General features: G+C 60.9%; 21 protein-coding genes. 10 read left to right on the top strand and 11 right to left on the bottom strand.

Annotated features, from left to right (window positions below):
• Positions 1–63: 63 nt before the first annotated feature.
• Together CAF63_RS07515 and CAF63_RS07510 are read right to left on the bottom strand one after the other, a co-directional pair.
• A complete protein-coding gene (locus CAF63_RS07515) occupies positions 64–1,407 on the bottom strand; it encodes an aryl-sulfate sulfotransferase (protein WP_085684236.1) in 1,344 nt (447 codons plus the stop codon).
• Between the two features lie 23 nt (positions 1,408–1,430).
• Positions 1,431–3,791, bottom strand: a complete 2,361-nt coding sequence (locus CAF63_RS07510) for a TonB-dependent receptor (RefSeq protein ID WP_085684238.1) — start codon at positions 3,789–3,791, stop codon at positions 1,431–1,433.
• Positions 3,792–3,956: 165 nt separating this feature from the next.
• On the opposite strand from CAF63_RS07510, the gene CAF63_RS07505 reads away from it, so the two are divergent.
• Both CAF63_RS07505 and CAF63_RS07500 read left to right on the top strand, forming a co-directional pair.
• Positions 3,957–4,901, top strand: coding sequence for a LysR family transcriptional regulator (locus CAF63_RS07505; RefSeq protein ID WP_085684240.1), 945 nt, complete (start codon positions 3,957–3,959; stop codon positions 4,899–4,901).
• Positions 4,902–5,117: 216 nt separating this feature from the next.
• Complete coding sequence (locus CAF63_RS07500; RefSeq protein WP_085684242.1) at positions 5,118–6,728, top strand: alkaline phosphatase family protein; 1,611 nt, start codon at positions 5,118–5,120, stop codon at positions 6,726–6,728.
• A gap of 87 nt (positions 6,729–6,815) precedes the next feature.
• Here CAF63_RS07500 and CAF63_RS07495 read toward each other — a convergent pair whose 3' ends face one another.
• The gene (locus CAF63_RS07495; RefSeq protein ID WP_007952791.1) at positions 6,816–7,736 is read right to left on the bottom strand and encodes a TauD/TfdA family dioxygenase; all 921 of its coding nucleotides are present in this window, start codon (positions 7,734–7,736) and stop codon (positions 6,816–6,818) included.
• Positions 7,737–7,916: 180 nt separating this feature from the next.
• Here CAF63_RS07495 and CAF63_RS07490 point away from each other — a divergent pair, with 180 nt between their 5' ends.
• Positions 7,917–8,837, top strand: coding sequence for a LysR family transcriptional regulator (locus CAF63_RS07490; protein WP_039764497.1), 921 nt, complete (start codon positions 7,917–7,919; stop codon positions 8,835–8,837).
• Positions 8,838–8,931: 94 nt separating this feature from the next.
• Here CAF63_RS07490 and CAF63_RS07485 read toward each other — a convergent pair whose 3' ends face one another.
• On the bottom strand, positions 8,932–9,945 hold the full coding sequence (locus tag CAF63_RS07485; protein ID WP_085684244.1) for an ABC transporter substrate-binding protein: 1,014 nt from the start codon (positions 9,943–9,945) through the stop codon (positions 8,932–8,934).
• Positions 9,946–10,248: 303 nt separating this feature from the next.
• Between CAF63_RS07485 and CAF63_RS07480 the strand changes: the two genes are divergently transcribed.
• From CAF63_RS07480 to CAF63_RS07470, 3 genes are read left to right on the top strand one after another with little or no spacing between them, the layout of a single operon-like run.
• Positions 10,249–11,847 (top strand): ABC transporter permease, encoded by a 1,599-nt coding sequence (locus tag CAF63_RS07480; protein WP_085684246.1) that lies wholly within the window; start codon positions 10,249–10,251, stop codon positions 11,845–11,847.
• Complete coding sequence (locus tag CAF63_RS07475; RefSeq protein WP_085684248.1) at positions 11,844–12,659, top strand: ABC transporter ATP-binding protein; 816 nt, start codon at positions 11,844–11,846, stop codon at positions 12,657–12,659. Before CAF63_RS07480 ends, CAF63_RS07475 begins: the two co-directional genes overlap by 4 nt.
• Positions 12,660–12,673: 14 nt before the next feature.
• On the top strand, positions 12,674–14,284 hold the full coding sequence (locus tag CAF63_RS07470; protein WP_085684250.1) for an arylsulfatase: 1,611 nt from the start codon (positions 12,674–12,676) through the stop codon (positions 14,282–14,284).
• 133 nt (positions 14,285–14,417) lie between these two features.
• Here the strand turns inward: CAF63_RS07470 and CAF63_RS07465 are convergent, their stop codons facing one another.
• Positions 14,418–15,494, bottom strand: coding sequence for a fatty acid desaturase (locus tag CAF63_RS07465; RefSeq protein ID WP_085684252.1), 1,077 nt, complete (start codon positions 15,492–15,494; stop codon positions 14,418–14,420).
• A gap of 100 nt (positions 15,495–15,594) precedes the next feature.
• On the opposite strand from CAF63_RS07465, the gene CAF63_RS07460 reads away from it, so the two are divergent.
• Positions 15,595–16,599, top strand: coding sequence for an AraC family transcriptional regulator (locus CAF63_RS07460; protein ID WP_085684254.1), 1,005 nt, complete (start codon positions 15,595–15,597; stop codon positions 16,597–16,599).
• 15 nt (positions 16,600–16,614) lie between these two features.
• On the opposite strand, the gene CAF63_RS07455 is transcribed toward CAF63_RS07460, so the two are convergent.
• From CAF63_RS07455 to CAF63_RS07440, 4 genes are all read right to left on the bottom strand, one after another.
• Positions 16,615–17,838, bottom strand: coding sequence for a type II toxin-antitoxin system HipA family toxin (locus CAF63_RS07455; RefSeq protein WP_085684256.1), 1,224 nt, complete (start codon positions 17,836–17,838; stop codon positions 16,615–16,617).
• A complete protein-coding gene (locus CAF63_RS07450) occupies positions 17,831–18,079 on the bottom strand; it encodes a helix-turn-helix domain-containing protein (protein ID WP_011331913.1) in 249 nt (82 codons plus the stop codon). Before CAF63_RS07450 ends, CAF63_RS07455 begins: the two co-directional genes overlap by 8 nt.
• Positions 18,080–18,193: 114 nt before the next feature.
• Positions 18,194–19,582 (bottom strand): heavy metal sensor histidine kinase, encoded by a 1,389-nt coding sequence (locus CAF63_RS07445; RefSeq protein ID WP_085684259.1) that lies wholly within the window; start codon positions 19,580–19,582, stop codon positions 18,194–18,196.
• Positions 19,572–20,252, bottom strand: a complete 681-nt coding sequence (locus CAF63_RS07440; RefSeq protein WP_085684261.1) for a heavy metal response regulator transcription factor — start codon at positions 20,250–20,252, stop codon at positions 19,572–19,574. Before CAF63_RS07440 ends, CAF63_RS07445 begins: the two co-directional genes overlap by 11 nt.
• Before the next feature lie 136 nt (positions 20,253–20,388).
• Between CAF63_RS07440 and CAF63_RS07435 the strand changes: the two genes are divergently transcribed.
• Both CAF63_RS07435 and uraH read left to right on the top strand, forming a co-directional pair.
• Entirely contained in the window at positions 20,389–20,871 is a 483-nt protein-coding gene (locus tag CAF63_RS07435) for a heme-binding protein (protein ID WP_085684263.1), read from the top strand.
• Between the two features lie 16 nt (positions 20,872–20,887).
• A complete protein-coding gene (gene uraH / locus CAF63_RS07430) occupies positions 20,888–21,298 on the top strand; it encodes a hydroxyisourate hydrolase (RefSeq protein ID WP_085684265.1) in 411 nt (136 codons plus the stop codon).
• Positions 21,299–21,420: 122 nt separating this feature from the next.
• Here uraH and CAF63_RS07425 read toward each other — a convergent pair whose 3' ends face one another.
• Complete coding sequence (locus CAF63_RS07425) at positions 21,421–22,104, bottom strand: Crp/Fnr family transcriptional regulator (protein ID WP_085684267.1); 684 nt, start codon at positions 22,102–22,104, stop codon at positions 21,421–21,423.
• Between the two features lie 85 nt (positions 22,105–22,189).
• Between CAF63_RS07425 and CAF63_RS07420 the strand changes: the two genes are divergently transcribed.
• The gene (locus CAF63_RS07420) at positions 22,190–22,714 is read left to right on the top strand and encodes a DUF962 domain-containing protein (protein WP_085684269.1); all 525 of its coding nucleotides are present in this window, start codon (positions 22,190–22,192) and stop codon (positions 22,712–22,714) included.
• Positions 22,715–22,809: 95 nt separating this feature from the next.
• On the opposite strand, the gene CAF63_RS07415 is transcribed toward CAF63_RS07420, so the two are convergent.
• On the bottom strand, positions 22,810–23,799 hold the full coding sequence (locus tag CAF63_RS07415) for a sulfate/molybdate ABC transporter ATP-binding protein (protein WP_085684271.1): 990 nt from the start codon (positions 23,797–23,799) through the stop codon (positions 22,810–22,812).
• Between the last annotated feature and the right edge of the window lie 3 nt (positions 23,800–23,802).

Here is a 23,802-nt window from a genome sequence, read left to right as displayed (position 1 = left end):
AAATTGCTATATGCACTATTCAAGTCGTTCATAACTTATTTCGATTATGAACAGTCCTGATAACTAACGACTGGCATTGGTTTGTTGCACACCAATGGCCGGCGCAATCACTGCCGTTTCCGAACGCGGCGTTCCTGCCGGCACCCAGTCATAACTCACAGGAAGGGCCCGATAGACCCAGTTGCTGATCGCGTCGCTTCCCGGTGCCTTGCCCAGATAAGGGCTGACGTATTCCCAGACGTTTTCACCACTGGCTGTCACTTGGAAGAACCGCCCGTTCATGCCTTCATCGATCAGCGTATTGCCGTTGGGCAAGCGCCGCGCGCTACTGATGAACGAGCTGTAAAATGCCCACCCCGGCTGCTTGGAATTGGCGGCGCTGTACTGCCAGACGATTTCATTTTTCACCGGGTCAATCTCCAGCACCCGCGAACCGGAAATCAGTCCCAGCGTGACGTTCGGGTAACCCGCCGAACCCTGGTTGTCGAACACCAGCAGATTGCCCGCGCCGGGCAGTCCGGCCGGGATAATGTGCGCGTCATGCTGGCCGACGAACTGGTCCACCGGACGCGGAATTATCTGCGCGGTTTTCGGATTGGCCAGCGGCAGATTCGGCCCCAGGCGCCAGACCACTTTGCCGCTGTGTTTGTCGATGATCGCGATGAAGTTGGCATTGCGCGAATCGATCAGCAGGTTGTCCGGATTGAAGCGCTTGTCGCCGGCATCGAACCACTTGTTCGGCCCGACCAGGTTGAGGTTGTTGATGTGCAGGTAATCCGGATTTTCACTGGCGCGAACCAGCTTCAACTGCTCGGCGGTGAAGCCGAATTCGTTCAAGTGATCCGACGCCAGCCACTGCCATTTCACCTCGCCGGCGGGGCTGACTTCATAGATCGCATCGTCGATCACCTCGGGCACTTTGAAGCCTTTGACCTTGTGCACCTTGTTCGCCAGCACCACGGTGTTGCCGTTGCTCAGGCGACGCTGATCGTGATGCTGTTGCGCAGCACCACCGGGGGCCTTGTCGCCCCACTGCCAGACGATTTTGCCATTCCAGTCCACCTCCCCGACGCTCTGATTGCCGAGGCCATTGCCGGCGGAACCGAGCTTGCCCGGATCCTTTTCGCTCAGTTGCAGCAACACATGGCCGCGCTCGCCACCGACCAGTTGCGGGTCGATGATTGCCGACGGGAAACCGGCCTGAGGCCAGTTCTTGACCTCGTTGCCGTTCATGTCGATCAGGTGCGTCTGCTTGTCGGCACCGCTGAAGATCACATATTGATTGAAGGCCTTGGCCGGGTCGTATCGGGTGACGCCGGTGGGGTAGACGCTGGGCGCGGCGAGCGCCCCGGCGCTGAGCACTGCGCCGGACAACAACACCGGTAAAGCGGTTTTGATGCGCAACATGATGCAGCTCCTTGAAGGATCGATCAGAAGTCGTAGCAACCGGTGACGCCGAGGGTGCGCGGCGTACCGAGCAGGCCTTCATAGCCGCCGTTGCCGCCGGTCCACAGGGTCGTGTAGTAGGTTTTGTCGAAGGCGTTTTTCAGCCACAGCGAGACGTCCCACTGGCCCTGATTGAAATCGCCGCGCAGGCCGGTGGAGAGATTGACCACCGCGTAACTCGGGATCTGGCCGTAGTCGGAATCTTCCACCGTGCCGACCGCTTTGGAGCGGAACGCGTAGCTGCCGGTGACGTAAGGTTGCAGGCCGTTATCCAGATTCCATTCGTACTTGCCGTTGGCGTTGCCAATCCATTTTGAGGCGCCGACCACCTGATGACCGCTAAGGTCGCACGAGGCCGGAGCACCCGGTGCCTGGCTGACTTCCGGCGGGCACGGCGCGTCCTTGTACGAGAGGTAACTGACGTCGTTGTAGGAGCCGTTGAAGTTCAGCGTCAGGCCGCGCAACGGGATCACGGTGCTTTCGAACTCCACCCCGCGCGAGCGCACTGAACCGGCGTTGGCCAGGTATTGCACACGGTTGACGTCGTCGTAGGCGTTGGTCTGGTAAGCGTTGACCTGAGTCCAGAACACGTTGGCGTTGAGCTGCAAACGCCGATCCCACAGCGTGCTCTTGAAGCCGAGTTCGGCGTTGTTGGCGCGCTCGGTGCCGATCAGCAACGAGTCGGCGCCAGCGGTTGGTGCCGAGCCGACCACAAGGTTGACCCCGCCGGACTTCTCGCCGTGGGACAGCGTGGCGTAGCCGAGCAGGTCATCGGTGAAGCGATAGCTGAGGTTGAGCAATCCGGACGGGCTGGAGCTGTACTGGTTCAAATCGCCGGAATCGTAGGCGCCGGTCCGGCCACGTCGCGCGGTGGCAGCGGCACCCGTGACAGCGGCGCCACCGACCGGCGCATCACGATTGACCCAGGCGTTCTTCTCTTCATAGGTGCCACGCACCCCGGCGGTGAAATCCAGACGCGGGGTCAGGTGCCAGGTGCCTTGGGCGAACAGCGCAAAACTGTCGGTCTTGATATGGCCACGGCCGACACTGTTGACGTTGGCCAGCGCGCCCCGTGGCGTGCCGTTCCAGATGTCTGCCTGCGGGCCGTAATAGGCGAAGGATTTGTTGTCCAGATCCGAGCCGAAGTAATAAGCGCCGAGGACGTAATCGAAGAATTCGCCCTTGGGCGATGCGAGACGAAATTCCTGGGAATACTGTTTGTCCTCCACCGACACCCCGGCGTTGTAGGTCGCCGCCACGTTGAGGCCATCATCGTTGCGCGGGGTGAAATTCCAGAAGCGGTAGGAGCTGACCGAGGTCAGGGTGAAGTCGCTCGGCAGCGTCCAGTTGGCCTCCACCGACGTGCCGCCCTGATGCACGGTGACGTGTTGGTCGTTGTCCAGATTGACCTTGCGGTGCGAGCCGTTGACCAGCGTCGCGCCAGCAGCGGCGGCTCGGGTCGAGTAGAGATTGACGCCATTGATGGTCGGCCCGGTGTTGTACAACACGCGGGTGCCGGCACTGGAATCCTCTTCGTTGTAATCACCGATCCAGCGCAGATTGAAGTTTTCGTTGGGCTTGAACAGCAACTGCGCCCGGAAACCGTCGCGGGAGCCACCATTCAGATCATGGCCGTTGAATTCGTTCTTGATGTCGCCGTCGCTGCGAGTGCGATAGGCAGATATGCGCCCGGCCAACTGATCGTTGAGCGGCCCGGACAGCGTGCCCTTGGTCTGGAAATAACCGTCCTCGCCGACCGAGGTTTCGATGCTGCGTTCCGGGGTGAAACTCGGCGCGCGGGTGCTGATGTTGATCACCCCGGCGGTGGTGTTCTTGCCGAACAACGTCCCTTGCGGCCCGCGCAGGACTTCGAGTTGTTCGATGTCCATCAGGTCGAACACCGCCATCCCCGGGCGACCCAGATAAACGTTGTCGATGTAAAGCCCGACGCTACCTTCCAGACCGTCACTGGCCGGGTTGTTGCCCAGGCCCCGGATCGACACGCTGGACTGGCGCGCATGCATGTAGGCGACGTTGACGCTGGGCACCAGCTGCTGCAGATCCTGAATCCGGTAGACCCTTTGCGTCTCTAGCGTCTGGCCGCTGACCACGCTCATTGGCGTCGGCACATCCTGAGAACTTTCTTCGCGACGGCGGGTGGTGACGGTCACGGTTTCCAGTTGCGAAGTGGCGTTCGTGGTCTTGTCTGCCGGTGCCGGCGCAGGGGTTTGCGCTTCAGCGGCGTAGCCGTGGCTCCAACTGGCACTCCCCGCCAGCAACAGGGCCAGAGGCAGACGTTTGAGCCGTCGTGGCGGCGGCGGTGAAGCGAGGTTCAACGGACTCATGGGGCTGCTCCTGGTCAAAAAACACGCAGACATCTCTCTTGCCGCATATTCTTTTAAGTTATTTATTTATGTTTTTACAAAGATTTACTGCATAAGAGATTGCCTTTATAAGGAGTCGACCTAATGCATATCCAATGCATTTCCCGGATATTTTTTATGTGAAAAATGCATATCGACTTGCGCCAACTCAGACACTTCATCGCCCTCGCCGAACAACGCAGCTTCGTCGCCGGCGCGCAGGCGGTGAACCTGTCGCAGTCGGCATTCAGCCGCAGCATTCAGGCGCTGGAACACAGCGTCGGTTGCCAGTTGGTGGATCGCGGGCGCAAGGAATTGCCGCCGACCAAACAGGGCCAGGTGCTGCTTGAACACGCGCGGCGGCTGGTCAGCGGTGCGCAGCAGATGGCCAACGAGATCAGCCAGTTCAACGGGCTGGAAGCGGGGGAATTGCGCTTCGGCTGCGGCCCGGCGCCAGCGGCAGGATTGATCCCGCGAGCGATCGGCAGCTTCATCGGCCGCTACCCGAAAGCGCGGGTGCATTACCAGGTTGATGACTGGCAGAGCCTGAGCAAACGGCTGCTGAGCGAGGAGTTCGAATTCTTCGTCGCCGACACCCGCCATTTCGAAGCGGATCCGGATTATCTGACCCACCGCTTGCGGCCGCGCAAATGGCATTTCTGTTGCCGCGCCGGGCATCCGCTCGCCGCATCGGATCGGGTCACGGCCGAGCAATTGATGAGTTATCCACTGGCCGTGAGCATTCGTCCGCCGAACCTGCGCAAGGTCATCGTCGACCTCAGTGGCCGCCCGGATTTCGTTCCGAATGTGGAATGTGAAAACAGCGCCAGCCTGCTCGGTGTGGTGCTGCGCTCCGATGCAATCGGCATCGTCGGCGCCTATTCGGATGCGCTGCATCAGGCCCGGGGTGAGTTGGTGTGCTTGAAGATTGAAGGGTTGGCGGATGATCTGGAGGAGCTTTACACCCGTTATGGAATCGTCAGCCGCGCCGGGTATCGGTTGTCACCGTTGGCCGAGGCGATGATCGAGCAGATCAAGGCGATTGATGCGGTGGATGAAGAAGTGTGTTCATTGGAGAACTTTGCCGTCTGACACACCGCCTTCGCGAGCAAGCCCGCTCCCACAGGATCGGTGTCGATCACAAATTCTCTATCCACCAACAAACTACTGTGAGAGCGAGCTTGCTCGCGAAGAGGCCTGTGCAGGCGCCGATGCATTTCCTGCATGAAACCCATTCCCCGAATGCACTTGCCGAACACCCTCGCCGAAAGCGAAAAACCTCGCCTGTCTTCCTGACTGGTGAACCCCATGTCCAACCCGCAAAACCCCGTGCGCAATGTGCTGTACATCATGTGCGATCAACTGCGCCGCGATTACCTGTCCTGCTACGGCCACCCGCACCTGCACACCCCGAACATCGATCGCCTGGCTGCGGCCGGCGTGCGCTTTAGCCGTGCCTACACCCAAGGCACGATTTGTGGGCCGTCGCGGATGTCGGCCTACACCGGGCGATATGTCAGCAGCCATCAAGTGGCGTGGAACGCCGTGCCGCTGCCGCTGGAAGAACTGACCATCGGCGATTACCTGCGCCCCCACGGCATTCGTACTGCGCTGGTCGGCAAGACCCACGCCACGGCCAACGTCGATGCCTTGCAGCGGCTGGCGATCAACCCCGAAAGCGCCCAGGCCGAAGTGCTCAACGAAGTCGGCTTCGAGCCGTACTTTCGTCACGACGGCATCTTCCCCGACGATCCGCTGTTCGACGACAAACGCGAATCCGCGCCTTACACCCATTACCTGCGCGAGCAGGGTTTCGAAGGGCGCAACCCCTGGCACGACTGGGCCAACGCGGCCGAAGGCGACAACGGCGAAATACTCAGTGGCTGGAAAATGCGCAATGCCCATTTGCCAGCGCGAATTCCCGAGCAACATTCAGAGACTGTCTACACTACAAATCGAGCCATCGACTTCATCGGTGAGCAAGGTGAAAAACCGTGGTTTTTACACCTGTCCTATATCAAACCCCACTGGCCCTACATCGTACCGGCTCCGTACCACACTTTGTACAGTACGAAATCGATTCTCGAGCCGGTACGTAATGCCTCTCCAAGCGACCACCCGGTCTATCAGGCCTTTCGCCAGCATGAGGAAAGCCTGAATTTCTCCAAAGATCCGGTACGACTGAACGTGATCCCGACGTATATGGGCCTGGTCAAACAGGTCGATGACCAGTTGGGGCGGCTGTTCGATTTCCTGCAAAGCAACGGTCGCTGGGAGGACACGCTGATCGTGTTCACCAGCGATCACGGCGACTTTCTGGGCGATCACTGGCTGGGCGAGAAGGAGTTTTTGCTGGAGCAGGCGGTGGGCGTCCCCTTGATCGTGCGCGACCCGCGTGCGGCGGCGGATGTCACACGAGGCACGGTGGACGAACGTCTGGCGGAAACCATCGACGGCGTGCCGACCTTTCTCGAAGCGCTGGGCGTGACGGGGGCTGAGCATCGCCTGGAGGGTCGCTCGTTGATTCCGCTGCTGCACGGTGAAAATCCCGACTGGCGCCGCTATGCGATCAGCGAATACGACTACGCCTTCCAGGCCCCGGCACGGGAGCGACTGGGCCAGCCGATCGACCGTTGCCGCATGACCATGGTGCGCAGCGAACGCTGGAAATACCTGGCGTATGACGGCTTCCGGCCGCAGCTTTTCGATCTGTTGAATGACCCGCAGGAGCTGCAGGATCTGGGCGCGGATCCGGAATATGCGGCGGTGCGCGAGGAGCATGCGGGGTATCTGTTCGAGTGGGTGCGCGGGTTGAAGCGGCGCACGACCATCAGTCATCAGGAGATTGATTTGCGCGGGCAGCGGTTTCGTTATGGGGAGCCGGAGACCGAGAAAATGGTGCAGATCGGCGTGTGGTGATTAAAAGCATCGCGAGCAGGCTCGCTCCCACAGTTTTGCGGCGTACACAAATCCTGTGGGAGCGAGCCTGCTCGCGATAAGGCCCGATCAGACGCCGACGATTTCAGCGCCTTTGATGGTCTGGCTACGCTGCCCATTCGCCCCGACCGGCACTTCCCCTTTGAGCGTCACCCGACGCACCACACGATCCTGAGTGCCGTAATCATCAATCGCATAATGCTGGGTTGAGCGGTTATCCCAGATCGCCACATCACCGGCCTTCCAGCGCCAGCGCACGACGTTCTCCTGGCGGATCACATGACTTTGCAGCAAGCCGAACAGGTGCGCCGAATCAGCCTGGGAATAGCCCTTGATGCGTTTGACGAAATGCCCCAGCAGCAAGCTCTTTTCGCCGCTGATCGGGTGTACGCGGACCACCGGGTGCTCGGTCTCGTAAACCGTCGAGGTGAAGATCTTGCGATAGCGCTCAAGCTTCTCCGCCGACACGTCCGGCTTCACGGCAGCGTAGTCGTACTCGTTGCTGTGCACGGCCACCAGTTTGTCTGCCAGCTCACGCAACTCGGTCGGCAGTTCGTTGTACGCGGTCGCGGTGTTCGCCCACAGCGTGTCGCCCCCGAATGCCGGAGCCACCACCGAGCGCAGGATCGAGGCTTTCGGGTAGGCATCGACGAAGGTCACGTCGGTGTGCCAGGAGTTGGCGCGCTGCCCTTCGGCGCCGTCCAGCTCCAGCAGATAACGGGTGCCCTCGCGGGACGGCACGGTCGGGTGCGCCACGGGCTCGCCGAGCAGATGTGCGAAGGCTTCCTGACGTTGATCGTCGAGCTGGGTCTGCTCGCGGAAGAACACGACCTTGTACTGAATCAGTGCCTGTTGAATGGCTTCAACCGTCGCGGCATCCAGCTCACCGGACAGGTGCACGCCACGGATTTCGGCACCGATACGGCCGGCCACCGGATGAATGTCCAGCGCGTGGACAGCGGGTTTTACAGCGAGTGCGGCATTGCTCATGGGTAGACCCTCATCGACTGCTTGCGGTTGGACGGCAGCGAAACAACGCTCTATCTATATTCCATTTACATCTAATAGATATTCACATGCTTCGTTGACGGAATAAGAGCTTGCATTTAAAACCTCAAGCAACCTCGTCGCAAATGCCTTCGAGCTATTTTTAGGATGCCGGAAAAGCATATGGATCTTCGCCAGTTGCGCTACTTCATCGCCCTCAACGAACACCGCAGTTTTGTCCGCGCGGCCGACGCCATGGGCATCACTCAACCGGCGTTCAGCCGGAGCATTCAAGGGCTGGAGCAGGAGTTCGGCTGCGTGCTGGTGGATCGCGGCAACAAGGATCTGCGCCCCACGCCCGAAGGCCAGGTGGTGCTGCAACACGCCTTGACCCTGGTGCAGGGCGCGGCGTTGCTCAGCGCCGAAGTGACGCAGATGACCAAGCTCGATGCCGGCGAACTGCACTTCGGTTGCGGCCCGGCGCCGGCGGTGAAACTGGTGCCGGACGCGGTGGCGCAATTCATCAATGCGCACCCGAAAGTGCGCACCTGTTTTCAGGTGGATAACTGGGAAAAACTCAGCCGCGCCCTGAGCCGTGAAGAGATCGAATTCTTCATCGCCGACATCCGCCATTTCGAATCCGACCCGAACTTCCAGACCCAGCCGCTGACGCCCAAGCGCGGGGTATTTTTCTGCCGGCCGGGGCATCCGCTGCTGGCCAAGGAAAGCCTGTCGACCAACGACATGTTCGACTATCCGCTGGCGACCACGCTGATCCCGCCGGGCATTCGCAAACTGCTGGCGAATCTCAGCGGGCGGATCGATTTTTCCCCGACCATCGAGACCGAGCATTTTCCGGCGCTGGTGAAAGTGGTGCTGCAATCCAACGCGATTGGCGTGGGCACTGAAGAGGCGTTTGTCGAGGACATCGCCCAGGGCTCGCTGGCGCTGCTGCACTGGCGCAACCTGCCGCAGAACCTGGAGAGCATGAATGCACGGTGCGGGATCGTCAGCCGCACGGGATTCCGGCTGTCACCGGCGGCGCGGGCGATGATCGAGACGTTGGTGGCAGTGGATAAACAGGAAATCAGCGTCGCGGTTTGAGGTCGTCATCGCCAGCAGGCTGGCTCCCACATGAAATGCATCCAATTATGGGAGCCAGCCTGCTGGCGATGAGGTCTGCTCTGACGCTAAAAATTCAGAGCTTCGCAGCCGCCAGCTCAGGCGCCACCCACTCGTTCACCTTGAACGGCTTGCGGATCAGCTTCTGCTGTGCCGCCAGATCCACCTTGCCCTGCAGGTTTTCGAGGAACAGCGGGTCCAGTGTCGACGGGAAGACTTCACTCAGGTTCTGATCCTTCAGATCCTGGGTCAGGATCACTGGCGGATAGCTCGCCAGCCCCGAGACCAGTTGCACGTAGGCGTCCTTGTTGCTGTCCTGAGTCAGCCACTCCACCGCCTGTTGCTGCGCCTTGAGCAGCTTCGCTACCGCTTCCGGATGCCCGTCGACAAACTTGCCAGTGCCCACCAGCACCGACTGTACGCTGCCGGCGCCACCGAGGTCTTTGGTGCTAAGCGGCAACTCGGCCAGGCCCTTGGCCTGCAATGCAGTCAACCCGGAACTGCCCCACGACGCATCGATCTGCTTCGCCGCCAGCGCGGCAACCGCTGCATTGAAATCGAGGTTGATCACTTTCACGTCCTTTTCGCTCAAGCCCACACTGGCCAGCGCGGCATCGAACGACAACTGGGTCGCGGTGCCGCGGAAGATCGCCACGCGCTTGCCTTTCAGATCCTGCAACGTCTTGATCCCCGAACCCGGCACCACGCCCAGGTATTGCTTCACACCCCGGGCGCTGGCGCTGAGCAGGCGCGTATCCAGTCCGTTGGACTTGCCGATGATGGCCGCCAGATCTCCGAGATAGGCGAGATCCACCTGGCCGTTGGCAAACGCCTCGTTGATCACAGGCCCGGCTCCCTTGAAGAAACTCCACTGAATCTTGATGCCCTGATCGGCGAAGGCCTTTTCGAAGATCTGCTGATCGCGCAGCACGTCCACGATACCCCCGCCGCTGTGTTGAGTACCCGCGCTCAGATCAGGCACGGCAATCCTGATTTCCTTGAGCTCGTCGGCCTGGGCAGAGAACGCCAGCAGACCCGCCAGTGCCGGCGCGGCAAACAGACTGATGACACGTTTGAAGGGAAGGTTCATGGGTGCAGCTCCTGATCACGGCGGGCATTGAGGAGCCGAAAGTAGGCGCAATCCGCATCAGCGCTTAAATACTTAAAAAGCACATTTTTATAGCTTTTCACGCTAAGCCAGCAAAGTCGGGACATGCAGAGCCGTATGCATGGAGAGCATCGAAAATATTCTTCGAATGCATTGGATGCGTGGAGGGCTGGAGGCCTTAAATGGCGCTGCTTATCTCCAAAATTATTATTTTCTAATTCTCTTATAACAATTGGTTTTTAGCTAATTCCGCTGACCCGATCCAACCCGACAACGGAGGTCACCATGGCCCGTGAATCCCTGCTCAGCCTGCCACTGGCCGCTCCGCCGTTGAAAAGCCGGCGCACCTGGCCAAGCCTGAGCCACCGCGTTTTACCCTGGATATTACCGCTCGGGCTGTTCGCGCTGTGGTGGCTGGCGGCGCGCAATCAATGGATGAGCGAACAGATTCTGCCTGCACCATCGCTGGTGTTGAACAGCGCGATCGAGCTGTCCCAGGGCGAGTTGTGGAGTCACTTGTGGATCAGCCTGCAACGGCTGTTCTGGGGCCTGCTGACGGGCATTGCCGCCGGCGCGGTACTCGGCGCGGCGCTGGGCTTTAGCCGTCGCCTCGAACGCTTGGTCTTTCCGACTTTCGCCGGTCTGGCCCAGGTGCCGACGCTGGCGTGGATTCCACTGTTCATGGTTTTTTTCGGCATCGGCGAAACGCTGAAACTGGTGGTGCTGGTCAAGGCCATCGTGGTGCCCGTGACCCTGCACACGCTGGTCGGCGTACGCGATGCGCAACCCAAATTGCGCGAAGCCGCCGCCGTGTTGCGTCTGCCGCCACGCCTGCTGATTCGCCGACTGGTGCTGCCCGCCGCCCTTCCGGCGTTCATGGCCGGCGTGCGCCTGGCGCTGGCCGCGGGCTGGACGTCGTTGCTTGCCGTTGAGTTGTTGGCCTCCAGCGAAGGCATCGGTTACCTGATGGTCTGGGCGCGTCAATTGTTCATGCTCGATATCGTGTTCGTGTGCATCGTGGTGATCGGCCTGATCGGCGTGGCGATGGATCGCGGCATCGGCCTGCTGGACAGGAAACTGGTGCACTGGCCCCATCCCGCCACGGCAGAAATTCGTCGCGGCCCACGCTATGAAGGCTGGCAGCGCGTGCAGCCGTGGCTGCTGCCACTGGCGCTGTTTGCGCTGTGGCAACTGGCAGTCGATCAGCGGTGGATCGATGCCAACATTCTGGTCAGCCCGTGGGTGGTGCTTGAGGCAACCAAAAACGGATTGCTCGACGGCACGTTGATTTCGGGTATGGCCCTGAGCCTGGGCCGCACCCTCGGCGGCTTGCTGATTGGCGGCGGCCTCGGCCTCGTGCTGGGCTTGTTGCTGGGTCTGTCACGGACCAGCGAGCGCGTACTCGGTCCGACCCTCGCCGCCCTGCGCCAGATCGCGATTTTTGCCTGGGTGCCGCTGCTGACCGCATGGTTCGGTCTGGGCGAACTGGCGAAGTGGGTGTTCGTCGCCCTCGCCGCTTTCTTTCCGTTGTTCGTCGCGACTCAACGCAGCGTCGCCAACCTCTCACCACAGCTCAACGAAGCCGCACAAGTACTGCGCCTGAGCCTCGCTCAACGCCTGCGCCGACTGGTGCTGCCGGGTGCCGCACCGGGGATCTTCGCCGGCCTGCGCCTGAGCCTGATCTACGCCTGGCTCGGCACCATCGGCGCCGAATATTTCATGCCGTCCAACGGCGGCATCGGCAGCCAGATGATCGGCGCCCAGCAACTGCTGCGTATGGATCTGATCATGGCCGGGATGCTGCTGGTCGGCCTCACCGGCGCCCTGCTCAACCTCATTGGCCAACGCCTGGAAATCCGCGCCACCCGCTGGAGACACGCATGAACGCACCGATTGTCAGCTTCAACCATGTAGGCAAATCCTTCGACGTCGACGGTTTCGAACTGGAGGCGATTCGCGAATTCAACCTCGACATTGCGGAGGGCGAATTCGTCGCCATCGTCGGCTCCAGCGGCTGTGGCAAATCAACCCTGCTGCGTTTGCTGGTGGGCCTCGATACGCAATTTCGCGGGCAGATCACAGTCGATGGCAAAGCCGTCAGCGGCATTGGCGGCGAGCGCGGCATCGTGTTTCAGGAACACCGTTTGTTCCCGTGGCTGACGGTGGCGGACAACATTGGCCTGGGTCTGGTCAACGAGCCGCTGGCTGCCTCCGAAAAGCAGCAACGCATCAACGATTTCATCGAACTGGTGGGCCTGCGCGACTTCACCCGCGCCTACCCGCATCAACTCTCCGGCGGCATGGCCCAACGCGTGGCGATTGCTCGCGGGCTGGTGGCGAGCCCACGGATCCTGCTGCTCGACGAACCCTTCGGCGCCCTCGACGCGCTGACCCGCCAGCAGATGCAGGACGAACTGCTGGCGATTCGCGAGCGGGCAAAAATCACCACGATTCTGGTCACCCACGATGTCGAGGAAGCGATCTTCCTCGCCGACCGCGTAGTGGTGATGGAACCGCGCCCCGGCCGGATCAAACAAGTGGTGGACATCGCCCTGCCCCATCCGCGCCAGCGCAGCAGTTTCGACTTCCATCAGTTGCGCGAAGAGCTGCTGCACGAACTGACCAGTGACGATCATTACCAACCGAGCGCACCGGTACAGATCCGTGATCTGCCGCTGTCGTTCATTGCCTGCTGAACAGGAGCCTGTTGATGCCGCAACGTCCCAACTTTCTGGTGATTCTGGCCGATGATCTCGGCTTCTCCGACATCGGTGCCTTCGGCGGCGAAATCGCCACGCCGAACCTCGATGCCCTGGCCAACAATGGCCTGCGTCTGACCGATTTTCACACCGCACCGACCTGTTCGCCGACCCGTTCGATGCTGCTCACCGGCACCGATCACCACATCGCCGGTATCGGCACCATGGCCGAAGCGTTGACCCCGGAACTCATCGGCAAACCGGGGTACGAGGGTTACCTCAACGACCATGTCGTCGCGTTGCCGGAGTTGCTGCGCGAGGCCGGTTACCAGACCTTGATGAGCGGCAAATGGCACCTGGGCCTGACCGCCGAACTGGCGCCCCACGCCCGAGGTTTCGAGCGTTCGTTCTCGCTGCTGCCCGGCGCGGCGAACCACTACGGATTCGAACCGACCTACGATGAGCACACGCCCGGTCTACTGAAATCCACCCCGGCGCTGTACATCGAGGACGACACGTTCATCGACGAATTACCGAAGGATTTCTATTCCTCCGACGCCTTCGGCGACAAGCTTTTGCAATACCTCAAGGAGCGTGACCAGAGCCGGCCGTTCTTCGCCTACCTGCCGTTTTCCGCGCCGCACTGGCCGCTGCAGGCGCCCGCCGACATCGTCGAAAAATACCGTGGCCGCTACGACGCGGGGCCGGAAGTGCTGCGCCTTGAGCGTCTGGAAAAACTCAAATCGCTGGGGCTGATCGAAGCGGATGTCGAGCCGCATCCGCTGATCCAGCTGACCGCGCAATGGGACGCGCTGAGCGATGAACAAAAACGCATCTCCGCCCGGGCGATGGAAGTCTACGCGGCGATGGTCGAGCGCATGGACTGGAACATCGGCCGCGTCGTCGACTACCTGCGCCAGCAGGGCCAGCTCGACAATACCTTCATCCTGTTCATGTCCGATAACGGCGCCGAGGGCGCGCTGCTGGAGGCCTTCCCCAAGTTCGGCCCGGAATTGCTGACCTATCTGAACCAGCATTACGACAACAGCCTCGACAACATAGGCCGCGCCAATTCCTACGTCTGGTACGGCCCGAACTGGGCACAGGTGGCGACCGCGCCGTCACGCCTGTTCAAGGCGTTCACCACCGAGGGCGGGATTCGCGTTCCGGCACTGTTGCACTATCCGCAACTGCCGCTGAAGGGGCAGATCAGCCATGGTTTCGGCACGGTGATGGACATCACGCCGACCCTCCTCGATCTGGCCGGCGTGCGCCATCCGGGCAAGCAGTGGCACGGCAAACCGGTAGCGCCGTTGCGCGGTAAATCGTGGCTGGGCTTTTTGTCCGGCGAGACGGCGCAGGTGCATGACGAGCACACCGTCACCGGCTGGGAATTGTTCGGACGCCGGGCGATTCGGCAGGGGCAGTGGAAGGCGGTGTGGATTCCCGGGCCGGTGGGGCCGGCGACCTGGCAGCTTTATGATCTGGGCAGTGATCCGGGGGAGATTCATGATCTGGCGTCGAGTCAGCCGGACAAGCTCAACACTTTGATCGAGCACTGGCAAAAGTATGTGGAAGAGACTGGCGTGATTTTGAGTGCCTCGCCGTTTCAGCCGGATTGAGGTTGCCCGACCTGACGCCTTCGCGGGCAAGTCGAATCGTCGCACCGCCGCTCCCACAGTTGAAATGCATTCCCCTGTGGGAGCGGCGGTGCGACGATTCGACTTGCCCGCGAAGAGGCCCGCAAACTCACCATCAAGCCCGGGCTGTACGTGCGTTTTCTTGCACCTCTGCTTCATCCTTGCGAACAAACCTGTTCGCCCGCCCAAACGTCCCGAAATCGTTAAACCGAACCCCCATCTCCCGCATCACCTTATGCGCCACCGGCACCGTCAACTGGCGAATGTAAAACGGCTCCTTCACCACAAAATGATGAATCCCGTGACTGCTGCCGAAGTTGAAGCAAAACGCCTGCAACGGCCAGAGCCACCAAGGATTCAACACCTGACACTGCTGAAGCACATTGCCCGGCTCCACATCCCCGTAGTAATGCATGTTCGAACTGATGAAGTGCAGGCAGAAGGTGCGCAACACGTTCGGGCCGATGATCACCACGGCGGCGATGTCGATCACTTGCATCACCGACAACGTGGTCGCCGACCATTCAATCGGCGAGCCCATCAAGTAAGCGATGCCATTGGCCGCGTGGAACCCGAGAAACACATACCACGCCCCCCAATGCACCAGCGCCAGCGGCGCGTAGACTTTCAGCGAACGCTTGATGATGTTGAATTTATGCGCCCAGGTCTTGGCTCGAAGCATGCGGATAAACGCCGACATCACGTTGTCGCCGACCATCAGCAACCGCGCAAAACCCCAAGGCTCGCCGTTGGTGATCGCCCGTTCTTCCATGTCGGTTTCGGTGCCGGACACCTTGTGATGATTGAGGTGCAGATGACGGCGGATCCACGGGTTGATCGTGCTCGGCCGCGCCAGCCACACCAGACCCATCATCAGGTTGTGCGGCACGCGCTGTTTGCGGAAATACATGCTGTGGATCAGGTCATGTTCGAGCTCATGGGTCAGCGAGGCAAAAAACGCGTTGAGCAACAGGCACGCCCACCACGCCAAGTGCCCGGTGATATAGAGCGCCGCCGAACCGATCATCCCGGCCAAAGCAAACGCCAGAATCCCCGCGCCGAGGGCGTCCTGATGCTTGAGAATCGGGTAGCGCTCGCGCAGCTCGACGCCCTTGGCCAGCACTACTTCGCGAATATGCGCTGATCGCTGGGCAGCATTGTGTCGCTGGGGACTTGCAGAAGTACGGTCCATGCTTCCATCCTCTGGTTATTGATGTTCGTATCCTGCCCCGCGCGGATTCCGAACGCGGTAGCCGAGAACGCCAACCTGTTGACCGGAAGCGCCAATCAGCATGAAGGAACCGACTTCTCTCGCCAGCTGGACCCGTGCACTGCGCAAGCAACTCGACGCGCTGGGGCTGGACAGCACTGCCCTGTGCCGGCAGGCCGGGCTCGATCCGCAACTGATGGACGACCCGAACGCCCGCTATCCGTTGTCCGCCACCACCCGCCTGTGGGAAATCGCGGTACAGGTCAGCGGTGATCCGGCGATCGGTTTACGAGTGTCGCGCTTTGTCAGCCCCACGACGTTTCACGCATTGGGCTACGCGTTAGTGGCCAGCGGCAGCCTGCGGGAAGTGTTCGAGCGGATCGTGCGTTATCACCAGGTGGTCAGCGACGCGCTGGAACTGGAGCTGACCCGCACCGAAGACCGCTATCGGTTTCGCCTGAAGATCCCGGCCGACAACCCGGCGCCCGCCTTCGAGGCCATCGACGCCTTCGCCGCGATTTACGTGCGCACCTGCCGCAATCGCCTGGGCCGCGACTACGCACCACTGGCGGTGTATCTACGTCGCCCGGAACCAGCCGATGCGCATCAATGGCATAAGGTGTTCCGCTCGCCGGTGCATTTTTCCGCCGAAGAAGACCGGATCGAATTCGCCCTCATCGACTTCGACAGCCACCTCGACGACGCCAACCCGGAACTGGCCGAACATAACGAAGCAGTGCTCAAACGCACCCTCGCCCAGCTCAAGCCGCTGACCTGGGAGCGCAAGGTGCGCGATGCCATCGAAGAACAACTGCCCGAAGGCGAACCCAGCGCCGAACGCATCGCCCAGGCCCTGCACCTGAGCCTGCGCAGCCTTCAACGGCACCTGGCGGACGAGGGTTGTCGCTTCGACACCCTGCTGAATGAAAGCCGCGAAAACCTCGCGCTGCTGCACCTGCGCGATCCGCAATGCTCGCTGAGCGAGGTCAGTTATCTTTTGGGATTTGCCGACACCAGCAGCTTCAGCCGCGCGTTCAAACGCTGGACGGGGATGACACCGGGGCAGTTTCGGGATCAGTTGCGCTGAGCGCAAATGGGTCGCTCAACCCTTGGTCAGACTGCGCTCAATCCCGGATTCCCACTGCTCGATCATTGCCGTACCTACCTCGGCGAACGACTGATGGCTTCGGCAATGCTCCAGCATTTCCGCCATCGCCGTCTGCATGCCATGAACAACCTGTTGCAGTAGTTCATTGCAGCGACCTTCAGTGAGATTGCATGCCGTACGACCGAAGCGGATGAGCGCCTTGTGCTTGGGCCATGCCTTCGACCCGCCCAACAGCAAGGCCAGGCTGTCGTTCCTGATGTAAACCGATGTGGTGATGATGTCGTAAGCCGGGGCCAGTCGGATCGAGGCCTGCGCGCCGCAATGTTCATACAGCACACCGAAGTTCTTCAGATGCGCATCGCCGTTTTTCAGTCCCGCTGACAGCGCTACGATCTTGAAAAAAGCTTCCAGCGCCTGACTCAACAGCGCAGGCGAAACAAAGGCTTTGATCTGTCGGGCAGCGCCTTCGTAAGAGCCATCGTATTTGGCTCTGGAAGGCCAGCCGTTGAGTACGCAAAAGTCCTCGAAACCCAGATAGCCGTGCTCAATCAGGTCAAAACGCTCGACCACCAGAAATTTGCCCTGCTCACTCAATTCAAACTTTGGCACTTCAAGTCCGCTAAGCGCTGCGGCGCGCATACAGAAGTACTCGTTGGTCGCCAGCTCGGGAAATTCTTCGGGACGGAAGGCTTTGACCAGATGTGTGGAGCCTCGGTGAGTCAGGCGATCAACTGCTGCCGCACTGTCGCGCACCAGAACTTTGGGCTGCACACCTGAAACACCGGAGTATTGGCCGTACTTCTGTAGCAAATCATCGAACAGTCCCTGGGCACCGTCGTGCACCAGAAGCTCGGCCAGTGATGTTTCGGGCTGACGTTCGGTTGCCGACTCACTGGTAATCGCCAGCCGTCCCAACTGATGCGGTCCGACGATTGCGAGCAAGGCGAAATCATCAAAACCGCGCACGGCCTTACTGAAGCGTCGAACCAGCTCATCGCGCAGCGCGCCTTCCGGCAGATTCATTTCGAAGACGGGATGAATGCCCCGCTCCCAGCCGTAGCTCTCCAGCCGGGTCGGCATTGTCAGCGACACTGCATTCTCGTCGATGGCGTCCTCGCGATAACTGAACACACTGTCCATGCCCGGCTGCCCTCGACCGAGCGTTCCGACCGGGCTATCAGCGACGGTGATGTGCAAGCGATCTGTCGGCTCAGTCATGGAAATTGGCCTTCTGCAACGCGTCGAGTGTCGGGCGTTGCGCTCTCACGGGAACCGCTGTCAGCTCATAGCCAAAGCCGTTAAGGATCGCCTCGACTTTGCGCAGACCAATTTCAGAAATCGTATTGTTTTCGATACCCGAAATGGTGGCGCGGCTCATGCCGTAACGTTGCGCCAGCGCCTGTTGCGAGAGTTTTTGCGCTTTGCGCAGAGTTCTGATCAATTCGCCCAACTGTTCCATGACACACCAGTGCATTATATGCAGTGCAATAAAGCGCTAATAAAAATAAATGCATCGTATTTGATGCCGATTGAGGGCAAGTTTAGTTCAGATGAAACGGCATGTGTGGGTCGATTAGCGACTGGTTACAAATCCAAGCTCAAAAACCGTACCCGCTGCATCACTGCTAACCCGCACCCGTCCACCATGCAACTGCATGATCGACTGCACGATCGCCAGTCCCAATCCGCCGGAATCTCCCGGCTCCGCGCGGGACGGGTCAACGCGGTAGAAGCGGTCGAACAGTTTGCCCAGATGCTCTTCCGCGATGACCGGGCCGAGGTTGTGGACTTGCAGCCAGCACACGCCTGGCTCATCGCGCCGGCACAGGCTGATGACCGAACCCGGGTCGGCGTGGCGTACGGCGTTGGCCAACAGGTTGCCCAAGGCGCGTTGCAGCAGTTGCTGATCCGCCAGCAATTCTCCGCTGAGCGTGTTTTCGAGGCGGATTTCACGGTCATAGGCCAAGGCCTCGAAGTAGTCGCACAACTCATCGCCGATTTCGCGCAATTCCAGCGTGCGCAGATCGAGCGCTCGCTCAGCTTGCTCGGCGCGGGCGAGAAACATCAGGTTTTCGGCCATGCGCTTGAGCCGTTCGAACTCTTCCATGTTCGAGGCCAGCACTTCCTGATACTCGGTGCTGCTGCGCGGATAGTTCAGTGCCTGGCCGTTGCTGGCGAGCAAGGTGTGCAGGGGCGTGCGGATCTCGTGGGCGAGGTCGGCGGAAAACTGTGAGAGGCGCTGGAAACCGTCGTCCAGCCGCACGAGCATGCCGTTCAGCGCGTGCACCGGTTCCAGCAATTCCGCTGGTGTGCCGGCGGTGGGAACGCGTTGGTCGAGGCTGCGCAGGTCGATGCCGCGCAGCGCTTCACTCAGCTTGCGCAGAGGCTTCAAACCTCGGCGTAACAACACCAGGCCCAGCGTGAAGGCGAGCACGGCACCCAGTCCGACGGCCAGATACAAGCGCAGGCGATAGCTGCCGAGCATCTGCTCGCGCTCGCTCAAGACCTTGCCGGCGATCACGGTCAGCGCTTCGCCGTTCGGCCCTTGGGCCTGGCCTGACAACAGGGCGAGTTCGATACCGTCCGCCGCCTGCCAGGTCAGCACATCACGGCGTTGCGGCGGTTGATCCCGGGGAATGGCCTGCACGGACGGCAGTGCGCGTTGGCGAGGGTTGATCGTGATCACATTCGAGCCGTCCGCGCGTTTCACCAGCAGCAGACTGTCGAGGTTGCCGAGCATGTTCTGGTACAGCCGAGGGCGCGCCTGCAAGGCGTCGAGGCTGTCGCTGTCGGCGAGCAGCGCGCGCACCTGTTCCAGACGACCGAGCAACGCCATGTCGTCGCGCCAGGCGATTTCCGAGGCCAGTGAGCGATACAGGAACACGCCGATCGCGCTGAGTACCAGCGCACAGACGGCTGCGAACGCCAGAGCCAGGCGCCAGGCGATGGAACTAGTGCGCATCGTCGGGCGCTTCGAGTTGATAGCCGACCCCGCGCACGGTGTGGATCAGTTTGGGCATATACGGATCATCGACTTTCGAACGCAAGCGGCGCACTGCGACTTCGACCATGTTGGTGTCGCTGTCGAAATTCAGGTTCCACACCTGCGAAGCGATCAGCGTGCGCGACAACACTTCACCCTGACGGCTGGCGAGCAAATGCAGCAGGGCGAATTCCTTGTTGGTCAGGGCGATGCGCTGGCCGCCACGGCTGACCCGGCGGCGCAACACGTCGATTTCCAGGTCGGCGATGTTGTACGACTCGGCCTCGCGCATCGGCCCGCGCCGCAACAATGTGCGCACCCGCGCGAGCAATTCGGCGAAGGCGAACGGCTTGAGCAAATAGTCATCGGCCCCCAGTTCGAGGCCACGCACGCGGTCTTCGATAGCGTCCTTCGCTGTCAGGAACAGTACCGGCGTGGCGCCACGCTGACGGATCAGCTGGAGCAATTGCCAGCCGTTGAGGCCCGGCAGCATTACATCGAGGATGATCAAGTCATATTCCTGCTGCTCGATGAAGTAGCGCCCGTCGAGGCCATTCAGTGCCACATCCACGGCAAAACCCGACTCACCCAGCCCTTTGGCGAGGAAATTCGCGGTTTTGGCTTCATCTTCTACAACCAGCAAACGCATGGCACACCTCGATTGATCAGAGGCACAGGCTAGGCCCCTTCGGCCGCGTTGCCCATTACAAACTTGTAATCCGACTGACGAGGTTTCGACGGGGACCGACGGATAAGGTGGCGGCCTTCGCTTCTGGAGCCTGCCCATGTCCGCAAAATACTGGATCGCCAGCCTGGCAATCAGCTTCGGCACTGCCGCAATCGCCGCGCCTGAACTGCCCCGTCACGCCGATCTCGATCTGAAAACCGCACGGCTGCTGGCCGATGCAGCGCTGGAAAACTGCACCGGCACGGTGTCGGTGCTCGACCGTGGCGGCAACCTGTTGGTGACCTTGCGCGGCGACGGTATCGGCCCGCACAACACCGTCGCCAGCCAACGCAAGGCCTACACCGCGCTATCGACGAAAACCCCGACCCGGTTGTTCGCCGAGCGCGCCCGAAGTAACCCGGAAACCGCCAACCTCAACACCCTCGATGAGTTGCTGTTGCTCGGCGGTGGCGTCCCTCTGTTTGCCGGGAAAGAACTGGTCGGCGCCATGGGCGTGGCCGGTTCCGGCGGCGGCGAGCAGGACGAGAACTGCGCGATCAAGGCTGCCGAAATCGTCGGCCTGTCCATCAACCGTACTTGAACCCCGGAGCATCACCATGACCCCACTGCGCATGACTTTCGCCGCGCTTGGCTTGAGCGCTTTTTCGAGCCTGGCGCTGGCCGCCGGCAACCCGTTGAGCGTGCACGTGCTCAATCTGGAAAACGGCCTGCCGTCGCCGGGCATCAACGTGACACTGGAACGCCATATCGGCCAGGACTGGCAGCCGCTGGCGCAGGGCACCACCAATGAACAGGGACGGATCGCCGAGCTGTTCCCGGCGAACAAACCGTTCGAAGCGGGTGAATATCGGGTGGTATTCAAGACCGGCGAGTACTTCGAAAAGGCGAAGCACGAGACTTTCTTTCCGGAGATTCCGGTGATTTTTAAAGTGAAACAGACGGATCAGCACTATCACATCCCACTGCTGCTGAGCCCTTATGGCTTCTCGACCTATCGCGGCTCGTAAGCCACATACAATTCCCCTGTGGGAGCGGGCTTGCCCGCGATGGCGTCGTGTCAATCGACATAGAGGACAACTGACAGCCCCAATCGCGGGCAAGCCCGCTCCCACAGGGATAGTAGTGAACACTAAAGTGTGGCAAGTGCCCGCAGGCGATCAGTGTCGAGGATTTCGATCTCGCCATAACTCAAGCCGATAATCCCCTGCCCCTGCAACTCCTTGAGGATCTGGTTGGTGGTCTGCCGCGACAGCGACAGCATCGACGCCAGCTGCTCCTGGGGCAGTTGCAGCACCCGGCGTGGCGGGTCGAGTTCGCCGTAGCCTTCGGCGATCATCAGCAAGCGATGGGCCAGGCGCGCCGGGGCCGGCAGCAGGCTCAGCTGTTCGAGGTTGATGAAGGTCAGGCGCAGTTTGTGGCTCATTAACAGAGCGAGATGCCGCCAGTAGACGGGCTGCTCGTCGAGCAGTTTCAGCAGCGTGGCCTGAGGAATGTTCAGCAAGGTGCAAGGCCCGACCGCGTAGGCATCATGGGTGCGGGGCTGGCCGTCGAACAGGCAGATTTCGCCGAACCAGTGCGGCGCCTCCACCAGACTCAGCAACGCCTCCTTGCCCTGCTCGCTGACCGCGCCGATGCGTACCGCGCCTTCGAGCACCGCGTACAGCCCGCACGGCGCATCACCGCGCTGGAACAGCCGCTGCCCCGCCACCAGCCGCCGCTCCCGGGCCGCCGCCAGCAGACTATCCTGAAAGGACGAAGGCAGATGACTGAACCATTGCCCGGTCAGCAGGCGCTCGCGCCAGACCTTATCCATGCGTTCTCCTAAAGATTGTCGCCTGCCTGACAGAGCGAGCCGTCTGCCCGGGGCATGATTCGATCACCCTACAGGAGGAACAACAATGAAAAGCCTCGTCGATCATTTGAGTCAATACGCCGCTTACCACCGTGACCCGCGCAACATCGCCAGCCACTTTATCGGGATTCCGCTGATTGTGGTGGCGGTGGCCGTGCTGTTGTCGCGGCCGGAATGGTCGGTGGGTGGATTGTGGATTTCCCCGGCGGTGATTGCCGCCCTTGCTTCGGCGTGGTTTTACCTGCGCCTGGAGCTGAAGCTAGGGGTTCTGATGACCGTGTTGATGGGGCTATCGGTCTGGGCCGGGCATGTTCTGGCGCAGCAGAGCACCATGGTCTGGCTCAGCAGCGGTCTGGCGATGTTCGTGATCGGCTGGGTAATCCAGTTTGTCGGGCACCATTACGAGGGGCGCAAACCGGCGTTTGTGGATGACTTGAGCGGGTTGATTGTCGGGCCGCTGTTTGTGGTGGCCGAACTGGCGTTCATGCTCGGGATGCGGCATGAGCTGAAAGAGCAGATCGAGGCGCGGGCGGGCGTGGTGCGGGTCAATCCGAACAGGGCTGCTGTGTAAGCCGCTTTCGCGAGCAAGCTCGCTCCCACAATGGAATGCGTTCCAAATGTGGGAGCGAGCTTGCTCCGGGCGGCGATCCGACGAAGCTTTTGATTTTAAAGACTCGCGACTTTCTGCCAGACCTTCGGCTTGAAGAACAGCGTCTCCCCCTTGGCCAACCCGGTCAGGCTGTCGTGGTCTTTCACCACTTCCGCCTCGATCAGATCAGGCTGACCTTCAACCTTCAACGTCACCCGCGTGGTCGCGCCCAGCGGCCGGATATCGCGGACTTCAGCGGCGTGGTGATCCTCCAGCTCATGCCGCGACAACGACACTTCGTGCGGGCGGAACAGCACGTGGTTGTCATCGCCCAGATGCAGACGGTTCGAATCGCCGAGGAAGTGATAGACGAAATCGCTGGCCGGGTTTTCGTAGACGTCGCCCGGTGAGCCGATCTGCTCGATCACCCCCTTGTTCATCACCACAATGCGGTCAGCCACTTCCATCGCCTCTTCCTGGTCGTGGGTCACGAACACCGACGTCAGGTTGATGTCTTCGTGCAGGCGCGCCAGCCAGCGACGCAGCTCTTTGCGCACCTTGGCGTCGAGGGCGCCGAACGGCTCGTCGAGCAGCAGCACTTTAGGCTCTACCGCCAAGGCGCGGGCCAGGGCGATACGCTGACGCTGGCCGCCGGACAGTTGCTCCGGATAACGATCCGACAGCCAGTCCAGTTGCACCATGTTCAGCAGCTCGTGAACCTTGGTCGCGATCTGGCTTTCGTTCGGGCGCTGGTTTTTCGGTTTCATGCGCAGGCCGAACGCGACGTTGTCGAACACCGTCATGTGGCGGAACAGGGCGTAGTGCTGGAACACGAAACCGACGTTGCGATCCCGCACGTCGTGGCCGGACACGTCCTCGCCGTGGAACACGATGTTGCCGTTATCCGGGGTTTCCAGACCGGCAATGATGCGCAGCAGGGTGGTCTTGCCGCAGCCGGACGGGCCGAGCAGCGCCACCAGTTCACCGCTGTGGATGTCCAGGCTGATGTTGTCCAACGCCTTGAACGCATTGAAATTCTTGCTGACGTTACGCACTTCGATCGACATGAA

Origin of the sequence: Pseudomonas sp. B20(2017) (assembly GCF_002113125.1) — a bacterium.
Taxonomy (GTDB): Bacteria; Pseudomonadota; Gammaproteobacteria; order Pseudomonadales; family Pseudomonadaceae; genus Aquipseudomonas.
The sequence above is the reverse complement of the archived record's forward strand: the minus strand, read 5'-3'. Positions and strand labels throughout refer to the sequence as shown.